The 25,505-nt window shown below is 45.1% G+C and carries 24 protein-coding genes and 2 other annotated features (1 of these 26 only partly in view); of the genes, 3 read left to right on the top strand and 21 right to left on the bottom strand.

Translation table 11 applies throughout. The features are described 5' to 3' along the window. Positions 1 to 11: 11 nt before the first annotated feature. From FNL97_RS04130 to zapA, 4 genes are all read right to left on the bottom strand, one after another. A complete protein-coding gene (locus tag FNL97_RS04130) occupies positions 12 to 2,366 on the bottom strand; it encodes an endonuclease MutS2 (protein WP_143415096.1) in 2,355 nt (784 codons plus the stop codon). A 52-nt stretch (positions 2,367 to 2,418) separates the two neighbouring features. Then, a complete protein-coding gene (gene polX / locus FNL97_RS04125; protein WP_143415095.1) occupies positions 2,419 to 4,137 on the bottom strand; it encodes a DNA polymerase/3'-5' exonuclease PolX in 1,719 nt (572 codons plus the stop codon). 96 nt (positions 4,138 to 4,233) lie between these two features. Continuing rightward, entirely contained in the window at positions 4,234 to 4,773 is a 540-nt protein-coding gene (locus FNL97_RS04120) for a CvpA family protein (protein ID WP_062677853.1), read from the bottom strand. 4 nt (positions 4,774 to 4,777) lie between these two features. After that, positions 4,778 to 5,041 carry a cell division protein ZapA gene (zapA, locus tag FNL97_RS04115; RefSeq protein ID WP_015864740.1) on the bottom strand — a complete coding sequence of 88 codons (264 nt, stop codon included), beginning with the start codon at positions 5,039 to 5,041 and terminating at the stop codon, positions 4,778 to 4,780. Positions 5,042 to 5,162: 121 nt separating this feature from the next. Between zapA and rnhC the strand changes: the two genes are divergently transcribed. After that, positions 5,163 to 6,068 carry a ribonuclease HIII gene (rnhC, locus tag FNL97_RS04110; RefSeq protein ID WP_143415094.1) on the top strand — a complete coding sequence of 302 codons (906 nt, stop codon included), beginning with the start codon at positions 5,163 to 5,165 and terminating at the stop codon, positions 6,066 to 6,068. A 49-nt stretch (positions 6,069 to 6,117) separates the two neighbouring features. On the opposite strand, the gene FNL97_RS04105 is transcribed toward rnhC, so the two are convergent. From FNL97_RS04105 to FNL97_RS04095, 3 genes are all read right to left on the bottom strand, one after another. Then, complete coding sequence (locus tag FNL97_RS04105; RefSeq protein ID WP_062677851.1) at positions 6,118 to 6,780, bottom strand: type 1 glutamine amidotransferase domain-containing protein; 663 nt, start codon at positions 6,778 to 6,780, stop codon at positions 6,118 to 6,120. A 106-nt stretch (positions 6,781 to 6,886) separates the two neighbouring features. Then, positions 6,887 to 10,009, bottom strand: a complete 3,123-nt coding sequence (locus FNL97_RS04100) for an MMPL family transporter (RefSeq protein ID WP_143415093.1) — start codon at positions 10,007 to 10,009, stop codon at positions 6,887 to 6,889. Beyond that, positions 10,006 to 10,398: a MarR family winged helix-turn-helix transcriptional regulator gene (locus FNL97_RS04095; RefSeq protein WP_502707807.1), complete on the bottom strand. Its 393-nt coding sequence runs from the start codon at positions 10,396 to 10,398 to the stop codon at positions 10,006 to 10,008. The genes FNL97_RS04100 and FNL97_RS04095 overlap by 4 nt, the downstream gene beginning before the upstream one ends. A 205-nt stretch (positions 10,399 to 10,603) precedes the next feature. Between FNL97_RS04095 and FNL97_RS04090 the strand changes: the two genes are divergently transcribed. Beyond that, a complete protein-coding gene (locus FNL97_RS04090) occupies positions 10,604 to 11,170 on the top strand; it encodes a Uma2 family endonuclease (protein ID WP_143415091.1) in 567 nt (188 codons plus the stop codon). A gap of 206 nt (positions 11,171 to 11,376) precedes the next feature. On the opposite strand, the gene FNL97_RS18295 is transcribed toward FNL97_RS04090, so the two are convergent. The 8 genes from FNL97_RS18295 to msrA all read right to left on the bottom strand — a co-directional run bounded on the left by FNL97_RS18295 (position 11,377) and on the right by msrA (position 21,605). After that, positions 11,377 to 11,676 (bottom strand): DUF5946 family protein, encoded by a 300-nt coding sequence (locus FNL97_RS18295; protein ID WP_286173478.1) that lies wholly within the window; start codon positions 11,674 to 11,676, stop codon positions 11,377 to 11,379. A gap of 585 nt (positions 11,677 to 12,261) precedes the next feature. Beyond that, positions 12,262 to 13,932, bottom strand: coding sequence for an IS200/IS605 family accessory protein TnpB-related protein (locus tag FNL97_RS04080; RefSeq protein WP_143415090.1), 1,671 nt, complete (start codon positions 13,930 to 13,932; stop codon positions 12,262 to 12,264). Between the two features lie 122 nt (positions 13,933 to 14,054). Next, positions 14,055 to 14,669: an ABC transporter permease gene (locus FNL97_RS04075; protein WP_286173477.1), complete on the bottom strand. Its 615-nt coding sequence runs from the start codon at positions 14,667 to 14,669 to the stop codon at positions 14,055 to 14,057. A gap of 427 nt (positions 14,670 to 15,096) precedes the next feature. Beyond that, on the bottom strand, positions 15,097 to 17,511 hold the full coding sequence (gene pheT, locus FNL97_RS04070; RefSeq protein ID WP_143415089.1) for a phenylalanine--tRNA ligase subunit beta: 2,415 nt from the start codon (positions 17,509 to 17,511) through the stop codon (positions 15,097 to 15,099). Between the two features lie 16 nt (positions 17,512 to 17,527). Next, on the bottom strand, positions 17,528 to 18,562 hold the full coding sequence (pheS, locus tag FNL97_RS04065; RefSeq protein WP_143415088.1) for a phenylalanine--tRNA ligase subunit alpha: 1,035 nt from the start codon (positions 18,560 to 18,562) through the stop codon (positions 17,528 to 17,530). Between the two features lie 137 nt (positions 18,563 to 18,699). After that, complete coding sequence (locus FNL97_RS04060) at positions 18,700 to 19,782, bottom strand: RNA-guided endonuclease InsQ/TnpB family protein (protein WP_143415087.1); 1,083 nt, start codon at positions 19,780 to 19,782, stop codon at positions 18,700 to 18,702. A 171-nt stretch (positions 19,783 to 19,953) separates the two neighbouring features. Further along, positions 19,954 to 20,190: a binding site (T-box leader), on the bottom strand. Between the two features lie 119 nt (positions 20,191 to 20,309). Next, positions 20,310 to 21,074, bottom strand: coding sequence for a TrmH family RNA methyltransferase (locus tag FNL97_RS04055; RefSeq protein ID WP_143415086.1), 765 nt, complete (start codon positions 21,072 to 21,074; stop codon positions 20,310 to 20,312). 3 nt (positions 21,075 to 21,077) lie between these two features. Next, positions 21,078 to 21,605, bottom strand: coding sequence for a peptide-methionine (S)-S-oxide reductase MsrA (gene msrA / locus FNL97_RS04050; protein ID WP_062679261.1), 528 nt, complete (start codon positions 21,603 to 21,605; stop codon positions 21,078 to 21,080). 180 nt (positions 21,606 to 21,785) lie between these two features. Between msrA and sspI the strand changes: the two genes are divergently transcribed. Next, entirely contained in the window at positions 21,786 to 22,001 is a 216-nt protein-coding gene (gene sspI, locus FNL97_RS04045; protein WP_062679211.1) for a small acid-soluble spore protein SspI, read from the top strand. Positions 22,002 to 22,278: 277 nt separating this feature from the next. On the opposite strand, the gene FNL97_RS04040 is transcribed toward sspI, so the two are convergent. The 6 genes from FNL97_RS04040 to infC all read right to left on the bottom strand — a co-directional run bounded on the left by FNL97_RS04040 (position 22,279) and on the right by infC (position 25,421). Further along, a complete protein-coding gene (locus FNL97_RS04040; RefSeq protein WP_143415085.1) occupies positions 22,279 to 23,364 on the bottom strand; it encodes a M42 family metallopeptidase in 1,086 nt (361 codons plus the stop codon). 66 nt (positions 23,365 to 23,430) lie between these two features. After that, positions 23,431 to 23,916: a dUTP diphosphatase gene (locus FNL97_RS04035; protein WP_062753162.1), complete on the bottom strand. Its 486-nt coding sequence runs from the start codon at positions 23,914 to 23,916 to the stop codon at positions 23,431 to 23,433. Between the two features lie 12 nt (positions 23,917 to 23,928). Next, positions 23,929 to 24,180 (bottom strand): DUF1294 domain-containing protein, encoded by a 252-nt coding sequence (locus FNL97_RS04030; protein WP_062679217.1) that lies wholly within the window; start codon positions 24,178 to 24,180, stop codon positions 23,929 to 23,931. 64 nt (positions 24,181 to 24,244) lie between these two features. Then, entirely contained in the window at positions 24,245 to 24,601 is a 357-nt protein-coding gene (gene rplT / locus FNL97_RS04025) for a 50S ribosomal protein L20 (RefSeq protein ID WP_062679218.1), read from the bottom strand. A gap of 25 nt (positions 24,602 to 24,626) precedes the next feature. Continuing rightward, positions 24,627 to 24,827, bottom strand: a complete 201-nt coding sequence (rpmI, locus tag FNL97_RS04020) for a 50S ribosomal protein L35 (protein WP_003248690.1) — start codon at positions 24,825 to 24,827, stop codon at positions 24,627 to 24,629. A 21-nt stretch (positions 24,828 to 24,848) separates the two neighbouring features. Next, on the bottom strand, positions 24,849 to 25,421 hold the full coding sequence (infC, locus tag FNL97_RS04015) for a translation initiation factor IF-3 (RefSeq protein WP_073967889.1): 573 nt from the start codon (positions 25,419 to 25,421) through the stop codon (positions 24,849 to 24,851). Positions 25,422 to 25,464: 43 nt separating this feature from the next. After that, positions 25,465 to 25,505: a sequence feature (ribosomal protein L20 leader region), on the bottom strand (it continues 93 nt past the right edge of the window).

The following is a 25,505-nucleotide window of genomic DNA, read 5'->3' as shown; positions in this document are numbered from 1 at the left end:
TTCTCTCCTCGTCATTTCAGTTCGACAATCGTTACCCCTGTTCCTCCTTCATTTGCTTCACCAAAATGGAAGTTTTTCACAGAGCGATGCTTTTTCAAAAATTCTTGCACCCCTTTGCGAAGCGCTCCTGTCCCTTTTCCGTGAATGATCGAAACGCGAGGATATCCCGCTAAAAGCGCATCATCAATATATTTTTCTAAACGGACTATCGCATCTTCGTACCGTTCCCCGCGCAAGTCAAGCTCCAATCCGACATGATAGTCTTTTCCTTTTACGGTAGCGAGCGGTTTTGTCTCCGTTTTCGGCGCACTGCCGATATATTCTAAATCCCGTTCGTTGATTTTCATCTTTAAAATGCCGAGCTGTACTTGCCACTCATCATCAGAAACCTTTTCCACAAGATATCCTTTTTGATTTAAACTTGTCACTTTTACTTCATCGCCAGGCTGAAAGGCGTGCTGCGTCTGTTTTTTTCTTTCTTTTTTCTTCTTCTCTAATGTTGGAATCGCTTCTTCTAGGCGTTTTTTCGCCTCAATCAGTTCATGCTCTTTAATTTCCGCTTGTTTTTCTTTTTGCATTCGGCGAAGTTCGCGAATAATTCGCTCAGCCTCTTGCTGGGAAGCGCGGACGATGTCGGCTGCTTTCCGTTTCGCTTCTTCTATTATTTCATCGCGTTTTTCATGAAGTTCTTCCCATTTTTGCTTCCAATCGCTGCGGAGTTTTTCCGCTTCCATGCGCGCTTCTTTTGCTTTTTTCTCTTCCTCTTCCGCCCGCTTCTTGCTTTGTTCTAGCGAAGCGATCATATTTTCCACTTTGTTGCTTTCTGCGCTAATATGCGATTTTGCCCGTTCGATAATGCGCTCATCGAGTCCAAGCCGCTTCGATATTTCAAAGGCATTGCTTCGCCCTGGGATGCCAATCAATAACTTATACGTCGGACGAAGCGTTTCGGTGTCAAATTCGACACTTGCATTGATCACGCCGTCACGATTGTATCCGTATGCTTTTAACTCCGGATAATGGGTGGTCGCCACCGTACGTGCTCCGCGCCCGTGCACTTCATCTAAAATGGCGATCGCCAACGCCGCGCCTTCTTGCGGATCGGTTCCCGCACCTAATTCATCGAATAAAACGAGACTTTCATGATCAACGTTGCGTAAAATATCAACGATATTGACCATATGAGAAGAAAATGTGCTTAAACTTTGTTCAATCGATTGCTCATCCCCGATATCCGCATAGACGGAACGGAATACTGCTAATTCAGAACCATCGAGCGCAGGAATAAATAAGCCTGCTTGCGCCATCAATGTCAATAATCCGATCGTTTTTAATGTGACTGTTTTCCCGCCGGTGTTTGGACCGGTAATAACGATCGTTGTATAGTCTTTGCCAAGCTCAATGTCATTCGGAACAACAACGTCCTGGTCAATGAGCGGATGGCGCGCCTGTAATAACCGGATATAGCCGCGATCATTCATCACAGGCTTTGTCGCTTTCAATTTATTGGCATATTTTGCTTTGGCGAAAATAAAATCGAGCTGTGCCAATATGTCGACATTTTCGAGCAATGCTTCCGCGTGTTCGGCTACAATGCTTGTCAACTCCGTTAAAATCCGCTCAATTTCTCGTTTCTCTTTGACACGCGCTTCTTGGAGCTGGTTATTTAATTCTACCACTGCTTGCGGTTCAATAAACAATGTTGCTCCCGAAGCCGATTGATCATGGACGATGCCGCCGTAAACACCGCGATACTCCTGTTTTACTGGAATGACGTAGCGGTCGTTGCGAATCGTAATAATCGCATCAGATAACATTTTTTGCGCCGACTGCGAACGAATGATATTCTCCAATTTTTCGCGCACCCGCGCCTCAGTTGTTCGAAGCTGCTGGCGGATAGAACGCAACCGTTCGCTCGCATGATCCATCACTTCACCATGATCATCAATACAGCGTTCAATGGCCTGTTGCACTTCCGGAAGCGCAGCAAGTTTTTCCGCATAGCCTGCCAAATGAGGAAACTCTTCTTTCTCTTCATGCAGCGATTCAATAAACTGCTTCAATTGCCGGCTTGCAGAAATGGTGCTCGCAATATCTAAAAGCTCATGCGGACTAAGCGTTCCGCCGATTTTCGCACGCTTGAGGCTTGCTCGGATGTCAAAAATGCCGCCGAGCGGAACGTGCCCGCGCAGACGAAGCGCGGCTACCGCCTCGTCTGTTTCTTCTTGCCAGTTTGTGACCTCGGCAAAATGCGAAGAAGGAAATAGTTTTTCTACCTTTTCTTTTCCTAATGACGAAGATACATGTTCTAATAACTGCTCTTTTACTTTATCAAATTCTAATACGTGAAGCACTCTTGTATGCACGGATGAAAAACCTCCATCTGAAAATTGTCAACCAATTCGATTCCGAATACGTTTACCGATTGCGCTGCAAAAAGCTGCGCAACTCTTCAAGAGACCATGTATTGATCACCGTTTCCTTGCGAATCCATCCTTTTCGTGCGGTTATGACCCCTATTTCCATATGGTCAAGCATGTCCAAATGGTGGGCATCTGTATTAATCGCGATTTTTACTCCAGCATCTTGCGCTTTTTTCAAATAGGAATACGACAAATCGAGACGGTTCGGATTCGCATTTAACTCAAGCGCCGTATTCGTTTCCCGCGCCAATTCGATAAGCATGTCTATATCTACGTCATATCCGTCTCGCTTTCCGATTAACCGCCCTGTCGGATGAGCGATCAAATCAACATGACGATTGCGAAGCGCAGCAGCAAGACGCTTCATAATCACGTCACGCGACTGGGAAAAACTTGAATGAATCGCAGCGATGACAAAGTCAAGTTCTTCGAGAACGCCATCATCGTAATCAAGCGTCCCATCTGGCAAAATATCCATTTCTATTCCAGCCAAAATTGTAAAATCATCATATTTCGCGTTTAACCGTTCAATTTCTTCGCGCTGCCGCTTTAACCGTTCGACCGTCAGCCCGTTGGTGACCTTTAAATATTGAGAATGATCGGTAATCGCCATATAGCGGTAGCCTTTTTTCCGGCATGCTTCCGCCATTTCCTCGATCGAGCACGCTCCGTCGCTCCAAGTAGAGTGCATATGCAAATCTCCTTGAATGTGGGAAAGGCAAAGAAGCGAATAGTCGTCGCGATAGCGGTCGACTTCGGTCCCATCTTCCCTTAGTTCCGGCGGAATAAACGGCAACTGGAAATGGGCAAAAAACGCTTGTTCATCAGAAAATGTTTTCACTTCTCCCGTTTTCACATTCTCTACTCCATACTCACTAATTTTTTCACCGCGCTCTTTTGCCAGCTGCCGCATGCGGACATTATGTTCTTTCGATCCCGTAAAATGATGGAGCGTCGTGGCGAACTGCTCCGGTGTCACTAAACGAAAATCAACAGCAATTTCATACTCATAGCGAAGCTCTAGGGACACTTTCGTATCACCGTTTGCAATCACATCTGAGACATTCGCTAGCTTCAATAACTGTTCCCGCACAAGATGCGGATCGTTCGTTGCGATAATGAAATCTAAATCTTTCACTGTTTCCTTCATTCGCCGCAAACTGCCGGCACGAGAAAAACGAACGATTCCTTCCATATTTTTAAGCTGATTTTCTATTTCCTCGGCAATCGGCAGCACAAAGGCTAACGGAAGCCGTTCCGGGCGAGAGCCGATTTCTTCAATGGCGGCTAAAAGCTTTTCTTCCGTTTTCTTTCCGAAGCCTGGAAGCTGCTGTACTTTCTGCTCGAGGCAAGCTTCTTTCAATGAAGCAATATCCACAATGCCCAGTTCTTGATATAGCTTTGCGATTTTCTTGCCGCCAAGTCCGGGAAGCCGAAGCAGGGTGAGCAAGCTCTCTGGAATTTTCTGTTTCAATTGTTCAAGAACGCTGGACGTTCCTGTTTCCAAAAATTCATGAATGACGCTTGCCGTCCCCTTTCCGATGCCGGGAATCGCGGTGAAATCGTCTATTTCCGCAATGCTTCGTTCATCAGTTTCCAATGCGCTTGCCGCTTTGCGAAACGCCGCAATTTTAAACGGATTTTCTCCTTTGATTTCCATATATAACGCAATCGTCTCCAGTAGACGAATGACATCTTTTTTATTTCCTTTCATTTTATCCCCACCTATCCGTACAACCCACTACGAAACATAATACAAGTTTTTTATGAAAAAGTACAAAAAAACTTCCCTATGAATATAGAGAAGTTACTATGCCATATAATGAATCCACATTTGCTTCAACATATCAGACAAAAACGGAGTGTGCTTCACAATCACCATTGCCATAAAAGAATGTTGAAGCTTCGTTTGTATGCTTTCAATTGGGATAAGCGCACCAACGTATAAAAGTAAAAATACGATTAAGTACACTTCGATAAATCCCAACGCTCCGCCAGTCCAGCGGTTAATGCTGCGAAGAATCGGCAATTGCGCCACAAAATCAAGCATCGAACCGATGATTTGCAGCACAATTTTCGTTGCGAAGAATAAAATCGCAAATGCGATCGCTCGATAGTATGCTTCATCCAAATGCGTGCTTTCAAACAGCAGTTTGGCCGTCTCCGGGGCGCCGAACGTCGGATACGGAATCCACAGACGCAGCGGCGGCACTAATTTTTCATAATAAAGATAAGCGACGACAAAAGCGATGATAAAGCCGGCCATATGAATAAATTGCAAAATAAATCCCCGTTTTAGACCAATCATAAACCCCATTAAAAGGATAAAGAGCAAAAGAAGATCGACCATTCCGTTACTCATCCTTTTCTTTATGTAGTTTTTGTAAAAGCCGATCATATTCTTCTTTTAATTTTATATAATCATGAACGATGTTAATGGCTGTCAGTACCGCTAGTTTACTAATATCCAATGTCGGATTTTTCTCGCTAATCTCCCGCATTTTATCATCGACAATGGATGCCACTAAACGAATATGGCTTGAGCTTTCTGTGCCAACGATCGTATATTGCTGTCCGTATATATCGACTGTCACCCGCGTTTTTTGTTGCTCCGCCAAATGATTTCCCCCATTCCTCAAAATCCTATTGTTTATCATAACATGAATGCTGATATAATGAAAAGATACGACTACTATGATATGCAAAAGAAAAAACGATAGTGATTAGGAGTGAATGGCCATGGCAAATCACGTCATCACGGCAACAGCGACGATGCTTGAAGAAATGCGGAATCATTACGCTTCCGATATAACCGGACACCTTCCTGCAGGTGCTTTGTTCGTTGCCAAACGGTCCGGCTGCACGATCACCGCTTACCGCACGGGAAAAGTGCTGTTTCAAGGAAAAGAGGCAGAACAAGAAGCGGCAAAATGGATGAAAGAATCGGATCAAAAGGAAGCGCCAGTCCCCCAGCCCCCCTTGGCTGCCGCATCGGCAATCGGCTCCGATGAAGTCGGAACCGGAGATTATTTCGGACCAGTTGTCGTTGCCGCCGCATATGTTGCCAAAGACCAAATGGATGCGATCACAGCAATGGGAATAAAAGATTCGAAACTATTAACGGATGAAGCCATCCGACGGCTCGCCCCATCGCTTATGAACATGATCCCGAACCAAACGGTTATACTGTCCAATCCAATGTATAATGATTGGCAACGAAGCGGAATGCCGCAAACGAAAATAAAAGCGTTGCTGCATAATGAAGCGATTGGAAAGCTTGTCAAACAGCTTTCCCCTATAGAACCGGAAGCGATTATTATTGACCAATTTATTGAACGGGACTTATATTTTCGCTACCTCGAAAACGAAACAAATGTCGTCCGCGATCATGTGTATTGCTACCCGAAGGCAGAAACGGTTCATATTGCGGTGGCCGCTGCGTCAATGATCGCCCGCTACGTATTTTTGCAGGAAATGGAGCGGTTAAGCAAAGAAGTGGGCATGACATTGCCAAAAGGAGCAGGAGCGCAAGTCGATCAGGCCGCCGCCAAGCTTATCCAAACGCATGGGCCTGCCATTCTCGAAATGTGCGCGAAGCTTCATTTCGCCAATACGAAAAAAGCGGCACAGCTAGCGAAACAATAAAAAACTACCGCACAAACGAAATTTCCTTTGTGCGGTAGCACCACATACCTTATTTTTCTTCCAGCGCTTCCACCACTTTTTCCGCCGTGCTTCTGCTTGATTGCGGGTTTTGTCCCGTAATCAAATTGCCGTCACGCACGGAAAAGTCCGTCCATTTTTCACCGCGGACAAAATTGGCGCCTCTTAAGCGCAACGTCGACTCAAGCAAAAACGGCATATATTCATCTAATTGCACTTCTCTTTCTTCTTCATCCGTAAACGCCGTTACCGTTTTTCCTTTGACAAGCGGCGTTCCGTCTTTATATGTTACATTGACAAGCCCGGACGGACCGTGACACACAGCGCCAATGATTCTTCCATCTTCGGCAAATTGCTGCAGGACGTATTGCAATGTTTCATTATCTGGAAAATCGAACATCGTCCCATGACCGCCAGGAAGGAAAATCGCATCAAATCCAGTTGCATCGTCTTCGCTTAAGCGGGCCGTATTTTTCAACTCTTTTTCCGCTTGTGCCCAAGCTGGATCTTTTTCTTCAATGCTGCGCGGATCAAGCGGCACTTCCCCGCCTTGGATGCTTGCCACTTTCACGTCATATCCTTTTTCTTTAAAGACAAGATATGGAACGGCGAACTCCTCAAGCCAAAGCCCCGTTTTATGATCGTCGGTAATCGTTGTATGGTTGGTAACCACCATCAGCACACGCTTGCTCATTGGTTATTCCTCCTTTTATCGAATTCGTACTTTTATCATAGATTACCTTTCACAAAAGCACCAATAAATATGCTCAAAAAATCGGGATCCTTGCCAGATCCCGACTTTACTTCATAAACGGCCACCAGTTTGCCTTGCCAAATGTTTTAACCATCACCGGCACGAACAGCGGCAGTACAACAAGCGCGTATAAAATTAATCCAGTCAGCACAATCGTCGCGATTTGCAAGAGCGACAAGACGCCGGACGGATACATCGCCGCAAACGTCCCGCCTAAAATAACAGCGGCCGAAATAATAACCGTTCCCATATTGCGCATCGCCAACAGCATCGCTTCCTGCACCGGTTTGTCACGATATTCGTTGAAGCGGTCCATCAAGAAAATGCTGTAGTCGATGCCAAGCGCGATTAAGATGACAAACGCGAAAAACGATACCGCCCAGTTCAAACCGGCGTAGCCAAGCCCATTGACAAAAATAAGCTCGGTTACTGCCATCGATGTGTAGTATGTCAAAATAAGCGATAAAATTAAATACATCGGCATAATCAACGAACGAAGCAAAACGATTAAAATAAGCGCAATGCCGGCAAGCATCAACACAACGGTGCGGGAGTAGTCATTCGACGAAATCGTGTGCAAATCGGAATAAATGCTCGTCACTCCGCCAACGGCAACTTTTGCATTTTCGAGTTTCGTATCTTTCACCACACGCTCAACTGCTTGTTTAATATCATCGATTTTGTTCAACGCCGATGTGGAATACGGGTTTTCATCGAAAATCACATCAAACGTCACGACTTTTTTGTCTTTGGACATATACGCATCTTGCGCTTTGGCAAATTCTTTGCTTTCAAGCACTTGTTTCGGCAAATACCAGCCTGTCATTTCTTTGTTTGGCGAAGACGCAAGCTCGGATAAATAGCTTTCTGCGGAACCTAGGCCTTTCGATACTTTCCGAAGACCGTTGGCACTTTGATCAAGCCCTGTAATTAATTGACTCATTTGCCCGTCTAATTGGGAAAATCCTCGCAGCAGCTGTTCTTGCCCAGCGTTCACTTCGCTTAATCCATTCGACAGCTGCGGAAGACGCCCGATTACTTGACGCTGTCCATTTGCTGCTTTATCCATCCCTTTTTGCAGTTCATCAAGCCCGGCGATCAGTTTGGTCATCCCATCAACCAACGCTTTTTGGCCGCTGATAAGCTGCGCAAACGAGCCGTTTGCTTGACGGACTCCAGCGCTTGCCTGTTTGAGTGCGGTATTTAATTGCGTAAAACCTGCAGTCATTTGCTGGGATCGTTGTGCTAATCCCGCCGCAATCATTTTTGTTCGCTGATATTCTGGATCCTGCTGCAGCTCTGGATGTGTTTGCTCTATATGATTCAACGATGCGCTCACCGAGGATAATTGCTCCGATAGGGTGTTCATGCCGTCTTGCAGCTGTTCATACTGGCTGATAAGCGAAGAGAGCCCGGCACCCGCCTTTTCATATCCTTGCAGCAACTGCTCAGCGCCTCGCTTTAACTTTTTCGCATTATCCTTGATTGTTGCCAATCCTTTTTTGATTTCGCCAGCTCCCATCGAACCGCTGCGAATGCCTTGTTCAATTTGCGCAAGTCCTTTTTGAAGGTCGCTAACGCCCATTTTGAGCCGCTCTGTTCCTGATGCAAGCTCTTCCATACCGTTTATCGCTTGTTTTAATTTTGGCGCGGATGCGGAAAGCTGTTTGCTCGCTTGACTTAGTCCAGAGCTGATTTTCTCAATCCCTTCTTTTCCTTGTCCAAGACCATCTTTTAAGCTTTTCGCTTGCTCGGTGACAAACAATTGTTCAATTGGCTCCCCAGTCGGGCGTGTAACAGAACGCACTTTGTCGATACCATCGATTTTTTCGACTTCACGGCTGATTTTTTCAATAAGGGCAAAATATTCTTGCGAGTTCATCGCTTCATCGTTTTTCATGACGATTTGTGTTGGCATCGCTTCGCCAGGATTAAAATTTTTAGCGATAATGTTGAACGCTTTGACGGACGCATAGTCATCACCAATTTCCTCAAGGGAATCAAATGACAAATCCCCATCATACGTCGCCAACACCGGAACGGTAATGACCGCAACGATGCCTAACGCAATGAGCGGTCTAGCAAACGCAAACCGTCCCGCGGCATCCCATAAGCGGCTTTGTTTATGCTCTAAATTTCCTTTCGCCGGCCAAAACAAATTTGGACCAAGCACCGCCATAAAAAACGGCACCAACGTCATTAGCGCAACGAGGAGCACCGCTACCCCAACCGCCACCGCGGCAGCCGATTGATATAACTTAAACGTTGATAATCCAATTGCGGCAAACCCGATCATCACCGCAATTCCGCTGAACAATACCGTTTTTCCAGCGGTGCGGTACGTGGCGACAATCGCATCCGTGCGGTTTTCGTGCTGCGAAAGTTCTTCCTTAAACCGGCTTAACAGCAAAATACAATAGTCCGTTCCGATTCCAAACAGCACGGCAACTAAAAAGATTTGCGTAAACGTAGAGAGCGGAAAATTCACTTGATCCACGAGAAAAGCGACAATCGACTGTGATACTAAATACGTCATCCCAACGGTGATAAGCGGAATGAGTGGCGCGACAAACGAACGGAACACGACAAGCAACACCACTAAAATAAACACAACCGTAATGCCTTCCGTCTTTTTCAACCCTTTCTGCGAGCTGACGACAACGTCTTCGTCAATCATCCAGCCACCCGTGTAATAATGTTCGACAGAAATGTCATCAATCGCTTTGTAAAGCGCCTTGCTTATTTCTTTCGCGCTTCTTCCGTTCCGCTCCAGCTTCACGGACGTTAAAATCGTCGTGCCATCTTTAGAAACAAGTTGATCTTTCAATTCCTTTTCTTTAAACGGGGAGATAATCTCGGTAATTCCGAGTTTCTCTTTTTGCGCTTCCAACTGTTTAACGGCGCGCTCCGCTTCCTTCCAATCGCTGGCCGTCAGCCCTCCTTTGCGGTAAAACACAAGTGCTGTTGACAGTTCGCTTCCTTTGTTCTCCTTCTTTTGCACTTCGTTTAAAATATCGATCGCAAGCGAAGACGAGTAGCCTTTTGGCACGTTAAGCTGCCCTTTCTCGCGGACAAGATCGGCCATGTTCGGCGCCGTCGCCATCAGCACGACAAGAGCGGCAATCCACGCCAACAGCACGAACCACTTTCCTTTGACGATTCCTCTCACGATGTTCCCTCCATCTCTTGCAAAATACGGGCAAGTTTTTCATACGTTTGAATAAACGATTCAATTTCTCTCTCCGAAAATTTGGTTATGAACGATTCGACTAATTTATGAATTTTTTCTTCCGCATTCGCAATCCACTCATCTCCTTTTTTAGTCAACGTTAAATAGATAACCCGCCGATCATTTTTATCGCGCGCGCGCTGAAGCAAGCCTTTTTCGGCAAGACGGTTTGTCATCGCCGTAATCGCGCTTTTGTTTACGCCAAACATGGACGCAAGTTCTGTCGATGTGCATTTCGCTTTCTTTTTTATGTAGCGAAGCAGGTAATATTGGTCGTTTGTCATATCCTTATCGAGCTCGCATTTCACAAGCGCCGCCGCTTTTCTCATCACGATAAAGGAAACGGACAAATATCGTTCTACTAAATCGTGAATGTTCCCGCACCGCAAGCTATCACTCCTCTTTGTAAAAAATAGTTCAATTATTTAACTATTTAACAATGTAACAATCTCCTAGAAAAAAAGTCAACGGAGAAGATTTTCTTTTTTCCAATGAACAATGATATAATGAAGGAAAGTACGGGAGGAATCGAAAATGAAAAGAGAACCGTCCGAACCGTATTCGTATCAAGATTACCTTCAGTGGGAAGGGCGCTGGGAACTCATTGACGGCGTAGCGTATAATATGAGCCCATCTCCGACGTGGGAGCATCAATTCGCCATAGTAGAGCTGTCATTTATATTGCGTTCCTATTTTCAAAATAAAAATTGCTATGTAGCGATTGCTCCGTTTGATGTTCGATTTTCAAACGATGGCGATTACGAGCGGGCACCCCATGTCGTTCAGCCCGACATCTCTGTTATTTGCCATAAACATCAATTAACGAACAATGGCTGTTTAGGCGCTCCAACGCTAGTTATCGAAGTGCTTTCCCCATCAACGGCATTAAAAGACAGAAACGAAAAATTCAAGCTATATGAAAAATTTGGCGTCCAAGAATACTGGATTGTTGATCCGGTTTACCAAACGATCGAAGTATTTGGGTTCGAAGACGGTTTTTTCAAAAAAAGAGAGGTATTTGGCAAAGATCAACAGTTAACGTCATTCGTTTTTCCTGACTTGACAGTTGAAGTTAGTTCTATATTTTTCCCGACGGAATAAAGATGGAAAACTTCGATGCTTTTTTATGTAAGAACACGCTAAACAAACCGCAGCCAAATGTCGAAAATACAAATAAGCTTCTATGGAGCCATTGATGGCAGAACGTTCTGACCCAATCATGGTAGTGTTCCCAGCTCTTCCAGACCTCTTCTGCCCAAGCTTTAAGCGTCTCGCCTCTTTTCTTGCCCGGTTCCGCACGCAACATATCAAATACCGTCAGCGAAATATGTTTGATGAGGCGGTTCGAAGCGAAGCTGCCGCTGCTCGGCTAATTCCATGTGTGCTTTCTGTACTTGTTTTCCTGTGTATCCGCATTCAACAGATAAATATAAGCTGATAAGCGCAAATGCTGTTGTAATGCTGCGCGTCACTCCTCCTAAATGTTGCGCGCCATAGGCGTCGACGGCTAGTTGATGGATGAAGTCAGGATCATTTTTTGACATGTTATATACGGTTAATTCTCCGTAAAGCTCCCAGCACTCGCAGATGCGTGATAACGGTCGCAAGGCTCTACATTTTTACTGGGAAGTTTCCATTTGCATCCTGGGCATTCTACAAGAAGATTTCCCATTCGAAAGTACCTCCGCACGCTCCTTTTCATTTTACAAAATAAAAATGTATCTCCTTGGAAGCCACACACCACGATAAAAAACAAAGGCCAAGATAGGATCGTTTCCGGAAACGAATAGGACCGATTACGCTGCAATATCGCGCTTCCGGAAAATAAACCATGTCAGTGCGTTAAATATAACAAATTGAACTACCCCCACTTACCAGCTAATGCCGGTTGAAGTGGGGGATTCTTGTTTCCTCTGGCCGCAGTTGCTCAAAGGTCCCAAGAACCCCCTCCGTTCAACGAGAGGAGTAGCCATACGAGATGTCCGAAGTGTCCCTTTTGGGACGACCAGCTATATGCCTGTGAAAGCACATATAGAAGGTACACCATCTTCCATTCGTATGGCGTCCAAAGAACGCATTGCAATGCACCCAGCTCCTAGAATCGCCATCTGCTCCGGTGACGAGAGTAAGATACTGGTACAATGCGTTCTTTTATTTTAAAGCGCTAAGCGATAATGAACTCTCGTTGTTGATTACGCTAAAGCTTTTATTAATTGATGTTTTTCTTCTTCTAACAACGATGAGTGAGAAACATCTATCCCTTGGTGTGGTTGATTCACATTAAAAAGATGGTATAGTGTATGTGTACGAACCAAAAACTTCTTACCCAAAATAGACCAATGCTTCCAATGATGAGAAGCATCTTTCGGGACATACTTTTTAAGTACCTTTGGAGTTTTTTCTTTATATCCTAATCCTCGACGGCCAATCGTGAATGCAGCTGCTTGGTGGATAGAGATACCGAATTTGCGCATATATTTCAGTTTTCCAGAGACAGAAGTAAAAGCCGGATTCACTTCTATAACAGCAACTCCCATTTTATCGGCACGGCTTTTGATCGCTTGTATCATTTTTCGATACGCGAACATGCTTTTCATCCGGTTTGCTTTCTTGTTGCCGTATTGATTGCCTGTTTTTGATAAGGTGGTATCTAACTTCTCCAACACCATAGGCTTTTTCTTTCGAACCGCAATATCCACTAAAGCAATGGCTTCTGCTTCAATGATTTTTGTAATCTGGCCCGAAGTTTTCCCTTCTATCGAAAACAAAAGTTTTCCACTTTCCAAAAAGTTTCCGTCTTTCGAAACATCCGTCCAAGCAATGTGATTGTAGTTGCAATCTACTCCGATCACTCCGCCAGAGGTAGAAAAATTAATATATGGATTCGATTCTACATCCACTAAACATTTGATGATATAGTATTCCCCGTGATCTTCCACGGACCAAGAGATTGGTTTTCCGTATTCTTTTTTATTTTTACATTGGATTTGATCTGTCACCGTTTTATTCACCATTTCTTGGCCGTAAGGGAATATTACTCTCGGAAAGGTGACTACTTTTCCTGTTATCGAGTTCATATGAAGTTCTTTTGTAATTGGATTATAGTGAAACACAAAGTTCCCAGAGCCGGCATCTTTCCGGCCGGAGATAATCATTTCTTTATTTCGCGCAGCGAAAAATCGCTTTCTCCAAGCTTCGTGATCCTTTATAAACTCTTCTTTCGTAAATTGCTGTTTAAACAACTTTTTGCCTCCGAACACGACACTTGGGATATGTTCTTTTAATTTCATTTTCTTTTGTTCTAATCTATCTAGACGATGTTTTAAACGACCGATTTTTGCTTTCGTCCGTTTCATTTTCACATCTAAATAACGATGTTCAAACAAATAGGAATTCATCCAAATCAAAGATTTGTTTTTTAATTCAAGAGAAATGATTCCGCTTTTATGCAAAACAAAGTTTGTATTTTTCGGAAACTGTAGGTTTCCTTTGATACAACTCTCTTTGATTTTGCGTAATTTCGTAAGTTTAGTTCGTTCTGTTTTCAGTTTTTTCTTCACATCTTTTATTTTTTCTTCTGTCTGTTGAACGTGTATTTTATTTAATTCCATTAGAGAGGAGAAAAGAGCATTGGCTTCTCGGACTGCACTGTTGGCGAAATAATCGTTCAGTCCGTACTTTTTCTTCACAGCAATATGCAGACTTGGATACAATTTTCGTCCCCATCGTTTTTCTCGGACCAGTGTTTGAAAAGCGAAACGCTTTGCACGATGGAATAACTCTAATGCATAAGATGTTTCCGTCACATGAAGAATATCCATTTCTGATTTATACAATCTTCTCGAAAAATAAGCTTTTTTCATCTTTTCTCCACCTCTAACGGAACATAAGTTCGATATATTTATTCATATTTTATGACAAAAGAAGACAGTTTTTCAACTATCATGATGATGAAAAAAACAAAAAATGACGATTCATCCCCCACCTACGCTTCGCTAAGAGGTGAGGGTCTTCTCGGCAAAAAAAGATAAACAAGCAGCATCATCATGGAAAATGTCATCGTCATTCCTTCGACAAGCGGCGTTCCATCAATATATTGCGCTAAGTTTGTATTGGCAAATAATAAATATTTTGCCCAGTCAAATTTCATGGCAAGAAACACCGTAATCTGCGGACCAACAAACAGAGCAAAAGTCGCCAGTCCAATCGCAAGCGAGTGATTGCGAAACACCGCGGATATCATAAACGCAAAGGTCGTCATCATAACAAGATCAACGCAATTAAGTGCGTATACTTGCATCACATAGAGAAGCATGTTTTTCTCCACAACCGCTCCGTTTTGGTACGCTAAATATGGTTCGCGGATGTTTTCGATTCCGAAAACGACCGCGGCGATGACGGACGAGAAAATAAACAGCAATAAAAGCATACAAAGCGCAAACAACAGGGCAGCAATGTATTTCGAAAGCAAAATTTTCGTGCGGCTGGCGGGACGAATGAGAAGCAGCTTGATCGTTCCCCACGAAAATTCACTGGCTACGCTTCCTGCCGCCACAATAATCGTAAACAGTGTGAAAATAAAAAATATCGAAACAAACAACCGTAACTAGCGCCAAAACAATAAACGGCTTGTTCCCACGAAGCCGCGGAAACGCACGCGCCATAGCCTCTTGAACGTAAAATAGCGTGATGCTCCAGCTAAACAGGAACGGCCACCCGATGAAAGAAAAAGTACGAAACGGAATATAGAAAAGGAGATCACCGCTTTCCTCTACATTGCCAAAGAGAAAACTTGCCAAAAAAATATATCCGTAAAGAAGGCCCGCGGCGCTAAGGAATTGCCATAAATATGGTCTAGGCCTGGATTCGCCAATAAAATAGGACATTTTCTTTCCTCTCCCTCCATGCTATTCCCATAAGCGATCATAACAAAACAATAAGGTATATTTTCTTCGCTGCCGCATGAAACTCCTCTCTTTGCAAAAAATCCCCCGCCTTATGTTTCCGCATAAGACGAGGGATTCTATTTATCCGCGCAATGTCGCGCCGAATTGCTGTTCCACCGCTTGAATCACTTTTTCGTGAACGGCGGTTACTTCTTCGTCGGTTAATGTGCGTTCTGGATCGTAGTAACGGAGCGAGAAGGCGATCGATTTTTTGCCGTCTGGGAGTCGGTCGCCTTTGTATACGTCGAAAATGGATACTTCTTTTAATAGCTCGCCGCCCGCTTCGATAATCGCTTTTTGCAGCTCGCCGGCGACGACGTTTTCATCGACAACAAGGGCAATATCACGCGTAATCGATGGGAAGCGCGGAATTGGCGAGTAGCGAATATCCTCGACTTCCGCGTTTAACAACTCGGTCAAGGCAAGTTCAAAGACATATGTTTCTTTTAAATCGTAGTCTTTTTGCACGACTGGATGGAGCTGGCCGACAAAGCCGATCGTCTTGCCATCTAGCAAAATATCAGCAGTGCGCCCCGGATGCATATGCTCGCGCTTTGCCTGCTTATATTCAACGCAATTCGTTAAGCCCAGCAACTCGAACAATCCGTCTAAAATGCCCTTGACTACATAGAAATCAACCGCTTTTTTCTCGCCTTGCCATAAGTGGGCATGCCATACGCCTGTTACGACTCCAGCGAGACGTTCTTTTTCGCTTGGCAGTTCGTTTTCGCCGCTTGTGAGATATACCGCGCCTGTTTCATAGACAGCGACGTTTTCGACTTGGCGCGCGCGGTTATAGCTCGCTACTTCCAGCAAATGCGGCAGCAAACTTTGGCGAAGGACGCTGCGCTCTTCGCTCATCGGAAGCGCCAAGCGGATCGGTTCCGCCGTTTCTAACGCGAACATCGTCGCTTTTTCCTCGCTTGTAAGAGAATACGTAATCGCTTGGAAAAGGCCGACGTCTTCTAAGTAACGGCGCACTTGCCGGCGTTTTGCTTGATACGGCGTCAGTTTGCCCGGCTTCGCTTCCGCGACCGGCAATGTTGCCGGCAATCGGTCATAGCCATATAATCTCGCTACTTCTTCAATAATATCTTCTTCAATCGTAATGTCACGGCGGCGTGATGGAACGGTAATCGTAAATGTTCCGTTATCTTCAGTAAACGCAAATTGCAAGTTTGTTAAAATCGTGGCAACTTCGTCTTTGGTAATCGCCGTGCCGAGCACGCGGTTAATGCGGTCTAGCGTAATGGTAATCGTCACTTCTCGTTCTTGTAACGTATTGGCTTCGACAATGCCGCCAACGACTTCGCCGCCAGCGTATTTCGCCATTAACGAAGCCGCACGGTCTAGCGCCTCTTTCGTCCGCGCCGGATCAATGCCTTTTTCAAAGCGCGTGCTTGCTTCACTGCGCAAGCCATGATCTTTCGATGCTTTGCGAATGACGGCGCTGGTGAAGTAAGCCGATTCGATAAACACGGTCGTCGTGTCGTTTCTTACTTCGGAGTTGGCTCCCCCCATGACGCCAGCAAGCGCGACGGGTTCCTTTCCGTTCGTAATGACAAGATGATCCTCCGTCAACGTTCTTTCCGTATCATCTAATGTCACGATCGTTTCGCCTGCTTTCGCGCGGCGCACAACAATCTCTTTCGAACCAAGGCGGTCATAGTCAAACGCATGAAGCGGCTGGCCGTACTCCAGCAAAATATAGTTCGTAATATCGACAACGTTGTTATGCGGACGAATTCCTGCCGCCATTAAGCGCGTCTGCATCCAAAGCGGCGACGGGCCGATTTTCACGTTTTTCACAATGCGTCCTGCATATAATGGATTGTCTTGGGGCGCATCGACGCGCACAGAAATATAATCATGGACATTTTCGTTATTTTCTTGAAGCTCAATGGTTGGAAGTTTCACGTCTCTCCCTAAAATCGCCGCCACTTCATATGCGACGCCAATCATGCTTAAGCAATCGGCGCGGTTTGGCGTAAGCCCAAGTTCTAACACTTCATCGTCTAAATTTAATAATTCCAATGCATCGGCGCCAACCGGTGCGTCGCTTGGAAAGACGAAAATGCCATCAGCGTACTCTTTCGGAACTAATTTTGATTCAACACCGAGCTCTTGCAAGGAACAAATCATGCCGTTTGATTCTTCTCCGCGCAGTTTTGCCCGTTTAATTTTCAAATTGCCTGGCAAAACCGCACCGACTTTCGCCACCGCTACTTTTTGCCCTTTGGCGACATTTGGGGCGCCGCAAATAATTTGCACCGGCTCGCCTTCTCCGATATCGACGAGACATTTGCTCAATTTATCGGCATTTGGATGTTGTTCGCGCTCAAGCACATGTCCAACGACAACGCCTTTTGCCCCTTTATTCAATACTTCCACACTTTCGACTTCAATGCCGCTTTTGGTGACGAGGTCGGCTAGTTCTTTTGCCGTTATTCCCGTAAGGTCTACATATTCTTGCAGCCATTTATAAGAAACAAACATCAGTCAAACCTCCCTTTTACACACGATGGAATTGTTGTAAGAAACGAATGTCATTTTGATAGAAATGGCGGATGTCATCAATACCGTATTTGAGCATCGCGATGCGCTCTGGTCCCATGCCAAACGCGAAACCAGTATATTTTTTCGAATCAAATCCGGCCATTTCTAATACGTTTGGATGGACCATGCCGGCGCCTAAAATTTCAATCCATCCTGTCCCTTTACATACGCTGCAGCCATGTCCGCCGCAATGGAAACAGGACACATCGACTTCAACCGATGGCTCGGTGAATGGGAAAAAGCTTGGACGGAAGCGGATTTCGCGATCTTCGCCAAACATTTTGCGGGCAAACTCGCGCAGCGTTCCTTTCAGGTCGCTCATGCGGATGTTTTCATCGACAACAAGCCCTTCGATTTGCGTAAATTGATGCGAGTGAGTCGCGTCATCATTGTCGCGGCGGTACACTTTTCCCGGGCAGATGATTTTCACTGGGCCGCGCCCTTGATGTTTTTCCATCGTACGCGCCTGCACCGGTGACGTATGGGTGCGAAGCAAAATTTCTTCGGTAATATAGAACGAATCTTGCATATCGCGCGCCGGATGGCCTTTTGGCAAGTTCAACGCTTCAAAATTGTAGTAGTCTTTCTCGACTTCCGGCCCTTCAGCAATCGTATAGCCCATGCCGATGAATAAATCTTCAATTTCTTCAATGACGCGTGTGAGCGGATGGTGATTTCCTCTTCGGACCGGGCGGCCTGGAAGCGTGACATCAATGGCTTCTGCGGCTAATTTTTTCTCGACTTCCTCTTGTTCGAGTTTCGCTTGCCTTGCTTCTAACGCGTTTTGAATCGCCTGGCGTACCTCGTTGGCGAGTGCGCCTATGACCGGACGCTCTTCTGGCGATAATGCCCCCATGCCGCGGAGCACTTCGGTAATCGGGCCTTTTTTGCCAAGATAAGCAACGCGCACCTCATTAAGTGCTTTCAAGTCACTGGCTTGTTCAATTTTTTCTAACGCTTCTTGTTGAAGCTGCTGCAACCGTTCTTTCATGGAAAATTCCTCCTTTTCTTCAATCAAATAAACGAAATGCTTCTTCTACTGCCCATGATTGATGCTCATGAAGCAACACTTTTCGAATATCTTTACGTCAACTACCCAACGGCTAAAGCCGTGGGCTTGCAACTAGCCTAATTGGCTGCCGCGTTCGGCTGGTTGACAGCAGCCCTGCGGATGTTTTCCGCAGCCACATTGTCGGCAGGGGCAGCGTACCCACAAGCTCGACAACAAAACTGATCCCTTGACGGTCTGTTTTCTTTGGCCACATGTCCGCAAACCGGACAGGTGCGGGAAGTATTTTTTGGATGAACCAATACCACCGGCACGCCAGCGATCGCTGCTTTATACTCAATAAACTTTCTCAACTGATAAAAAGACCAAGAAGAGTGTTGACGACGCTGTTGCTTTTTAACCGTTTTCTCGGTGCGTTGGCGGATGCCCTTTAAATCTTCAAGGGCAATGCCGCATCCGAGTGCCTTTGCCTTTTCAACAATCTTCTTGCTAATGCAGTGGTTCACATCACGGGCAAATAGTTTTTCCTTCTTGGAACGCTTTTTAAGCAGGCGTTTCGCTGACTTGGTGCCTTTCTTTTGGAGTTTGGCGCGAAGTTTCGCATGGCGGCGGCGCAGCACGTTGACCTTCGAGCCGGAAAATACCTCACCGGTGCTATCGACAGCGATATTAGTGATGCCAAGGTCCACACCGATAAATCCGTTTTCGGAATTGGACTGGCCTTCGGGAACGTCCACCACGAGCAGTAAATAAAAAATACCGTTTTGAAGGACTAAATCGGCTTGACCCCGAACACGGTTGCCGCACAGCAAACCTTGATGGTAGCGGCTAATGACCATAGGGATTTCCATTCTTCCTTGCAAGGTAAGGATGGAAGCATACTCTAACCCTTTAAAGGACAGGATTCTTTCATCATACACGATGGCACCGGTTTCTTTAAAGTTATGCAAGGTTTTTTTATCCAAACGATAGCTTTCCGACACTTTGCCGATGGCACGAACGGTCATTTGGGCAGAGAGGCCAAATTTTTCCCTGACGTCATAGTAGCAAAGCCGCTGGATTTTCGTTTTGGAAAAGGTTCTGGAGCGAAAAGCAATCTCGCTAATATAGTTGCATGCTTGGTTAAACCGTTTCATTGTTTCCAGCAGCGCATGAAACTGTTCAAGAGTTGGCATTAATTTAATCTTGAGAGTGCAGAGCATTCTTGATTCACCTACCTTTCTAAATACAGTGTACTTATATTGAACGAAAAATTCAATATATACTGAAAATATAAACCCCGCCTTCCTCTCACAGCTAAAGCAGTGGGCTTCCGGCGGATGTTCTCGTGAAATCCACACTAGTATGTTCCATAAAAAAACTCGCCCCTTGCCATAAGGGACGAGTGCACTCGCGGTACCACCCTTGTTAACAGCGCAAAAAGGCGCTGTTCGCTTCATTGTGATAACGGCATAGGCCGGAACACCTTTACATTCCGCAAGCACGGAATGGTCCCGGTGTCAACTCCAGAGGTGAATTCACTTGCTTCTACCATAAAAACGCTCCCAGTCTACGGCGTTTTCTCCCTGGATGGCGAGTGGCAAGCTACTCTTCTCTTTCATCGTTGTTTTCTATATTTCCCTATTTTTATATTATCTTTATATCCCATATGTTCAGATAAATAATGCTGTATTATATTATAAGCAAACGGCGAACATCGCGCAACACACACAATCTATATGAAAACAGCCTATGCTTTTGCGTCCCGTAAATGATAAAGCAAAATCCCGGCAGCGACGGCAACATTTAACGACTCGGCCTGTCCATAAATCGGAATGTATAAATTTTTCATCGTCATTTGCAGCAATTTCTTATGAACCCCGCTTCCTTCATTGCCGACAAGCAAGGCAAACGGACGCACCGGTTTGATATGACGATAATCTTCCCCATTTTCCAGCGCTGTTCCGTAAATCGCGACATTTTTTTCGCGCAGACGCTCGATCCATTCACGGAGATTTCCGCGAATAATCGGCAGATGAAAAAGCGAACCTTGGGTAGCGCGGATGACTTTCGGATTATACAAGTCAGCGCATCCTTCGCCAAGAATAACGGCATCGATTCCAGCCGCATCGGCGGTGCGGATCATTGTGCCGATGTTGCCCGGGTCTTGTACGGCGTCAATCAGAAGCACATTCGCCTGCGTCCAGTCTATATCGCCATAGGAAAACTGTTCGCATACGGCCGCGATGCCTTGCGGCGTTTCCGTATCACTGATCGCTTTCATCACTTCTTCCGTCACGATCGTTACAGGAAGGTGGCCCGCATTCCAGCTTGGCGGAATCTCCTTTTTTTCGTCAACAATCAGTTCAACAAGAGGCGCATGGCTCTTTAGCGCTTCTTCGACTAAATGAAAACCTTCAATTAGAAATAACCCTATTTTTTCCCGGCCTTTTTTCGTGAGCAGTTTTTTCCATTCTTTCACTTGCGGATTTTTGGTGGACTGGATTCGTTTCAACGTTCACTTCCCCTTTACGCCCCAATGCTTGGCAATAAACTCATCGCGTCCTGATGCGGCGCGGTCTTCTTTATAATGCTTTGGGTTTTTCTTATGGTAGTTTTGGTGATATTCCTCGGCCGGATAAAACTTTGTTGCCGGCAAAATTTTCGTGACGATCGGCTTGGAAAACTTCCCGCTTTCCTCAAGCGCCCATTTTGATGCTTCCGCTTTTTGCCGCTGCTCTTCATTATGGTAAAAGATCGCTGTCCGATATTGCGGGCCGCGGTCATGAAACTGTCCGCCGTCATCGGTCGGATCAATTTGGCACCAATACAGTTCAAGCAATCGTTCGTATGGAAAAACATTTGGATCAAATGTAATCTGCACCGCTTCGTAATGCCCTGTCGTTCCCGTTTTCACTTGTTCATATGTCGGGTTTTCGACATGTCCGCCCGTATAGCCGGAAACAATGCCGTATATTCCATCGAGTTCTTCAAATGGAGTGACCATGCACCAAAAACAGCCTCCGGCAAATGTTGCTTTTTCCATGTTTCTCTCTCCTCCATGTAAAATCGTATTTTTCATTATAGCAAAAATTACAGCGATCAAACACCAAACAAAACAAATCAAATCAACAAACAATTTGTTTTCATTTTTGCATTTCTCATACATATTCAGAAAAATTCCCGTTAAAAATAAGCTTGTACTATATATAGAGGAGTGAATGGAATGGATTTAAACTTGCGCCATGCGATTATGCAAAATGTCGCCAATAATACAAAAGAACAATTAGAAGACACGATCGAGGACGCGATTCAACGCGGCGAGGAAAAATATTTGCCGGGTCTTGGCGTGCTGTTTGAGGCGATTTGGAATCATGCGAGCGAGCAGCAAAAAGACGAAATGCTCGCGACACTTGAACAAGCGGTCAAACAACAAGCATAAAAGGGAAGCTTTATTCCGCTTCCCTTTTCTCCTTCACCGCTATCATTCGAATCCGTTTATAATCCGCAATCCATACGCCATCCCTAACTCAGACACAAACGATAACTTTTCATCATATGCATCCGCATTCCATACATTCACAGAAACCAATTTCTCTTCCCCCTAAGTTTGTTATGCTAATATATGTTTTTTCATTCCCGCATCTCTATCTTTCACTTCTGTAATCCCTTCGCTAAAAAGAAAAGCCGACATTGATTTGCCGGCTTCTCTTCGCTGATCATTCGAATGTAATTTGTTTAACTTTTTCCGCGTCTAAACGCTTGATGACTTCGACAAGCAGCTTCACGGTATTTTCATAGTCATCGCGGTGCAAAATCGCAGCATGAGAATGGATGTAGCGCGTTGGAATCGCAATCGTCAGCGATGGAACTCCGCTTGCCGTCAAATGGATTGCGCCGGCGTCGGTGCCGCCTCCTGGCATTGCATCAAAATGATACGGAATGTCGAGTTCTTCGGCAACATCGATGACAAATTCGCGCAAACCGCGATGCGATACCATTGTTGCGTCGTATAAGACGATGTGCGGTCCTGCACCAAGCTTGCCCATCGCTTCTTTTTCTGAAACCCCTGGCGTATCGCCGGCAATGCCAACGTCCACAGCAAAAGCGATATCTGGCTGAATGAAATGCGCTGCTGTTCTCGCTCCGCGCAAACCGACTTCTTCTTGTACCGTCCCGACACCGTACACGACGTTTGGATGGTCTGCATCTTTCAATTGTTTTAACACGTCAATCGCAACCGCGCAGCCGATGCGGTTGTCCCATGCTTTCGCCATCAGCATTTTTTCGTTATTCAACACGGTAAATTCAAAATATGGAACGATCGAATCACCCGGGCGAACGCCCCATTCCATTGCTTCTTCGCGGCTTGTCGCTCCGATGTCGATGAACATATCTTTGATTTCAACCGGTTTTTTTCGCGCTTCCGGAGGCAAAATATGCGGCGGCTTCGAGCCAATCACACCTGTAATTTCGCCTTTTTTCGTTAAAATCGTCACGCGTTGAGCCAGCATCACTTGTCCCCACCAGCCGCCCAACGTTTGAAAGCGGATAAATCCTTTCTCATCGATTTGCGTCACCATGAAACCAACTTCGTCTAAATGCCCAGCGACCATAATTTTCGGGCTGTCGCTATCGCCTTTCTTTTTCGCAATCAAGCTACCAAGGCCGTCTGTCGTTACTTCATCGGCATAAGGAGCTATGTACTTTTTCATCACTTCGCGCGCTTCCCGTTCGTTTCCTGGAACGGCTTTCGCGTCCGTCAATTCTTTGAGCATCGTTAATGTTTCATCTAGCTTTGCCATTATGAAACCCCTTTCCTTTTTCATCCTCATTATTATACACGAAACAACAGGAATGTACAAAATTGGTTAATAATTCTGATTTTGCCGCTCATGATTAACTTGATTTTTTTGTTTATAGGCTTGTTCGATTTCTTCCATAGAAAAGCCTAGCTGTCCGCCAAGCAGCAAATACTCGGTAAACAGTCGGTTATAGCTTTGCCGTGATTTCGTTTTTCTAAACTCATCCGCCGCTCGAAAAACAACGAGAAATTGCTCGACAAGCGGCAAAGTAGCCAATTGCGGCGGAATCTCGGAATATAGAAAATCACTCTCCAAGCCGAGCGATAAAATAAAATGAAGGCCATCGACGTATTCTTCGAGCACCTTTTCTCGCGGAGACGGCGGCTTCACACTCCAAAATTTGAAACAGCGTGTTTCATTCGCAAGTTCGCCAATTTCGACAAGTAAAGCAAGTATTTTTTTATCAAACAAATCTTCCTCCTGTAATCTGTGTTGCGCTTCAATGCGCTCATCCAACTGCCGCTGCAGCGAGTAAAGTGACGATAAATCCATATTTTTCTCCTCCTATAAGTAAAAAATAATACATGTCATTGCTTCGATGGCAGCAATAAGCGGCAATCTGTAACGAAAGGAACGATGTTTCGTTTTGTGGCGGAACAAATGCATGCCAACGGTTGTGCCGATCGCGCCGCCAATGATAGAAATGAACCAGATCGTACTTTCGGCAATGCGCCATTTTCGATGCTTCGCTTTATATTTGTCAGCTGCCATCGTGAAAAAACCGATGAGATTGATGAACACAATATATTGTACCATGTTGATTTCCTTTCTATGAAAAAATGACCATCCCCATAAGCGAGAATGGCCATTGCTTCATTCATTATTGAAGTTTGCTTTTTGCAAGTTCTGCAAGTTGTGCAAACGCTGCTTGGTCGTTTACCGCCAAGTCCGCTAACATTTTGCGGTTTACTTCTACACCCGCTAATTTCAAACCGTGCATAAAACGGCTGTACGAAAGACCGTGCATGCGTGCGGCTGCGTTGATACGCGTAATCCAAAGTTTGCGGAAATCGCGTTTCCGTTGACGACGGTCGCGATACGCGTACATTAACGATTTCATTACTTGTTGGTTTGCGACTCTATATAAAGCATGTTTCGCTCCGAAATAACCTTTTGCTAATTTCAGCACTTTTTTGCGACGTCTGCGCGTTACCGTTCCACCTTTAACACGTGGCATATATATTCCCTCCTATATGTCTCCATTATTTCAAGTTGTCAAGCAATTGACGAATGCGTTTAAAGTCGCCAGGAGATACAAGCGTTGCTTTGCGAAGTTTACGTTTTTGTTTTTGCGTTTTGCTTGCAAATAAGTGGCTTGTATAAGCATGACCGCGTTTTAATTTACCAGTACCAGTCTTTTTAAAACGCTTTGCAGCGCCACGATGAGTTTTCATTTTTGGCATAGGGTGTTCCTCCTCACTCGATTATTTGTCATTTTTCGGTGCCAGTACTAAAAACATGCTGCGTCCGTCCATTTTTGGCGCAGTTTCGACAACGCCGATATCCGAACATGCTTCGGAGAACCGCTCTAATACGCGTTGACCGATTTCTTTATGCGTAATCGCTCGTCCTTTAAAGCGAATCGTCGCTTTTACTTTGTCGCCTTTTTCAAGAAACTTGCGCGCGTTGCGGAGCTTTGTATTGAAGTCGTGCTCCTCAATCGTTGGACTTAAGCGAATCTCTTTGACGTTGATGACTTTTTGTTTTTTACGCGCTTCTTTTTCTTTCTTTTGCTGTTCAAAGCGGAATTTGCCGTAATCCATGATGCGGCATACCGGCGGTTTCGCATTTGGTGCTACAAGAACTAAATCAAGATTTAATCTTGCAGCAATTTCAAGCGCCTCTTGTCGAGATTTAATTCCTAATTGTTCACCTTTTGGGTCAATTAAACGGACTTCGCGTGCACGAATATTTTCGTTAATAATAAAATCTTTGCTAATAACCAGCCACCTCCAAGGTTTTTTCCGAATTACTTGTTTGTCGCATCGCACACCCAACTTGAGCGGTTCCGGAAAAACAGCCGATCATCAGCCTTTTCCTGCTAACAAAAAAGTGTGGATGCATACGACACCCACACTACT

This window comes from Geobacillus sp. E263 (assembly GCF_007197795.1).
Classification (GTDB): domain Bacteria; phylum Bacillota; class Bacilli; order Bacillales; family Anoxybacillaceae; genus Parageobacillus_B; species Parageobacillus_B toebii.
The sequence above is the reverse complement of the archived record's forward strand: the minus strand, read 5'-3'. Positions and strand labels throughout refer to the sequence as shown.

Coding starts and splice junctions, on each gene's coding strand:
- FNL97_RS04030 (WP_062679217.1), bottom strand. CDS start 24,180: ATGGTACAATATATTGTGTTCATCAATCTCATCGGTTTTTTCACGATG.
- FNL97_RS04080 (WP_143415090.1), bottom strand. CDS start 13,932: ATGAAAAAAGCTTATTTTTCGAGAAGATTGTATAAATCAGAAATGGAT.
- FNL97_RS04120 (WP_062677853.1), bottom strand. CDS start 4,773: ATGGTCGATCTTCTTTTGCTCTTTATCCTTTTAATGGGGTTTATGATT.
- FNL97_RS04090 (WP_143415091.1), top strand. CDS start 10,604: ATGAAAAGAGAACCGTCCGAACCGTATTCGTATCAAGATTACCTTCAG.
- polX (WP_143415095.1), bottom strand. CDS start 4,137: ATGAAAGGAAATAAAAAAGATGTCATTCGTCTACTGGAGACGATTGCG.
- pheT (WP_143415089.1), bottom strand. CDS start 17,511: ATGTTTGTTTCTTATAAATGGCTGCAAGAATATGTAGACCTTACGGGA.
- FNL97_RS04040 (WP_143415085.1), bottom strand. CDS start 23,364: ATGGCAAAGCTAGATGAAACATTAACGATGCTCAAAGAATTGACGGAC.
- FNL97_RS04060 (WP_143415087.1), bottom strand. CDS start 19,782: ATGCTCTGCACTCTCAAGATTAAATTAATGCCAACTCTTGAACAGTTT.
- rpmI (WP_003248690.1), bottom strand. CDS start 24,827: ATGCCAAAAATGAAAACTCATCGTGGCGCTGCAAAGCGTTTTAAAAAG.
- FNL97_RS04105 (WP_062677851.1), bottom strand. CDS start 6,780: ATGAGCAAGCGTGTGCTGATGGTGGTTACCAACCATACAACGATTACC.
- msrA (WP_062679261.1), bottom strand. CDS start 21,605: ATGGAAAAAGCAACATTTGCCGGAGGCTGTTTTTGGTGCATGGTCACT.
- pheS (WP_143415088.1), bottom strand. CDS start 18,562: ATGAAAGAACGGTTGCAGCAGCTTCAACAAGAAGCGTTAGAAAAAATT.
- FNL97_RS04035 (WP_062753162.1), bottom strand. CDS start 23,916: ATGGATTTATCGTCACTTTACTCGCTGCAGCGGCAGTTGGATGAGCGC.
- rnhC (WP_143415094.1), top strand. CDS start 5,163: ATGGCAAATCACGTCATCACGGCAACAGCGACGATGCTTGAAGAAATG.
- sspI (WP_062679211.1), top strand. CDS start 21,786: ATGGATTTAAACTTGCGCCATGCGATTATGCAAAATGTCGCCAATAAT.
- rplT (WP_062679218.1), bottom strand. CDS start 24,601: ATGCCACGTGTTAAAGGTGGAACGGTAACGCGCAGACGTCGCAAAAAA.
- FNL97_RS04095 (WP_502707807.1), bottom strand. CDS start 10,398: ATGAGAAAAGCGGCGGCGCTTGTGAAATGCGAGCTCGATAAGGATATG.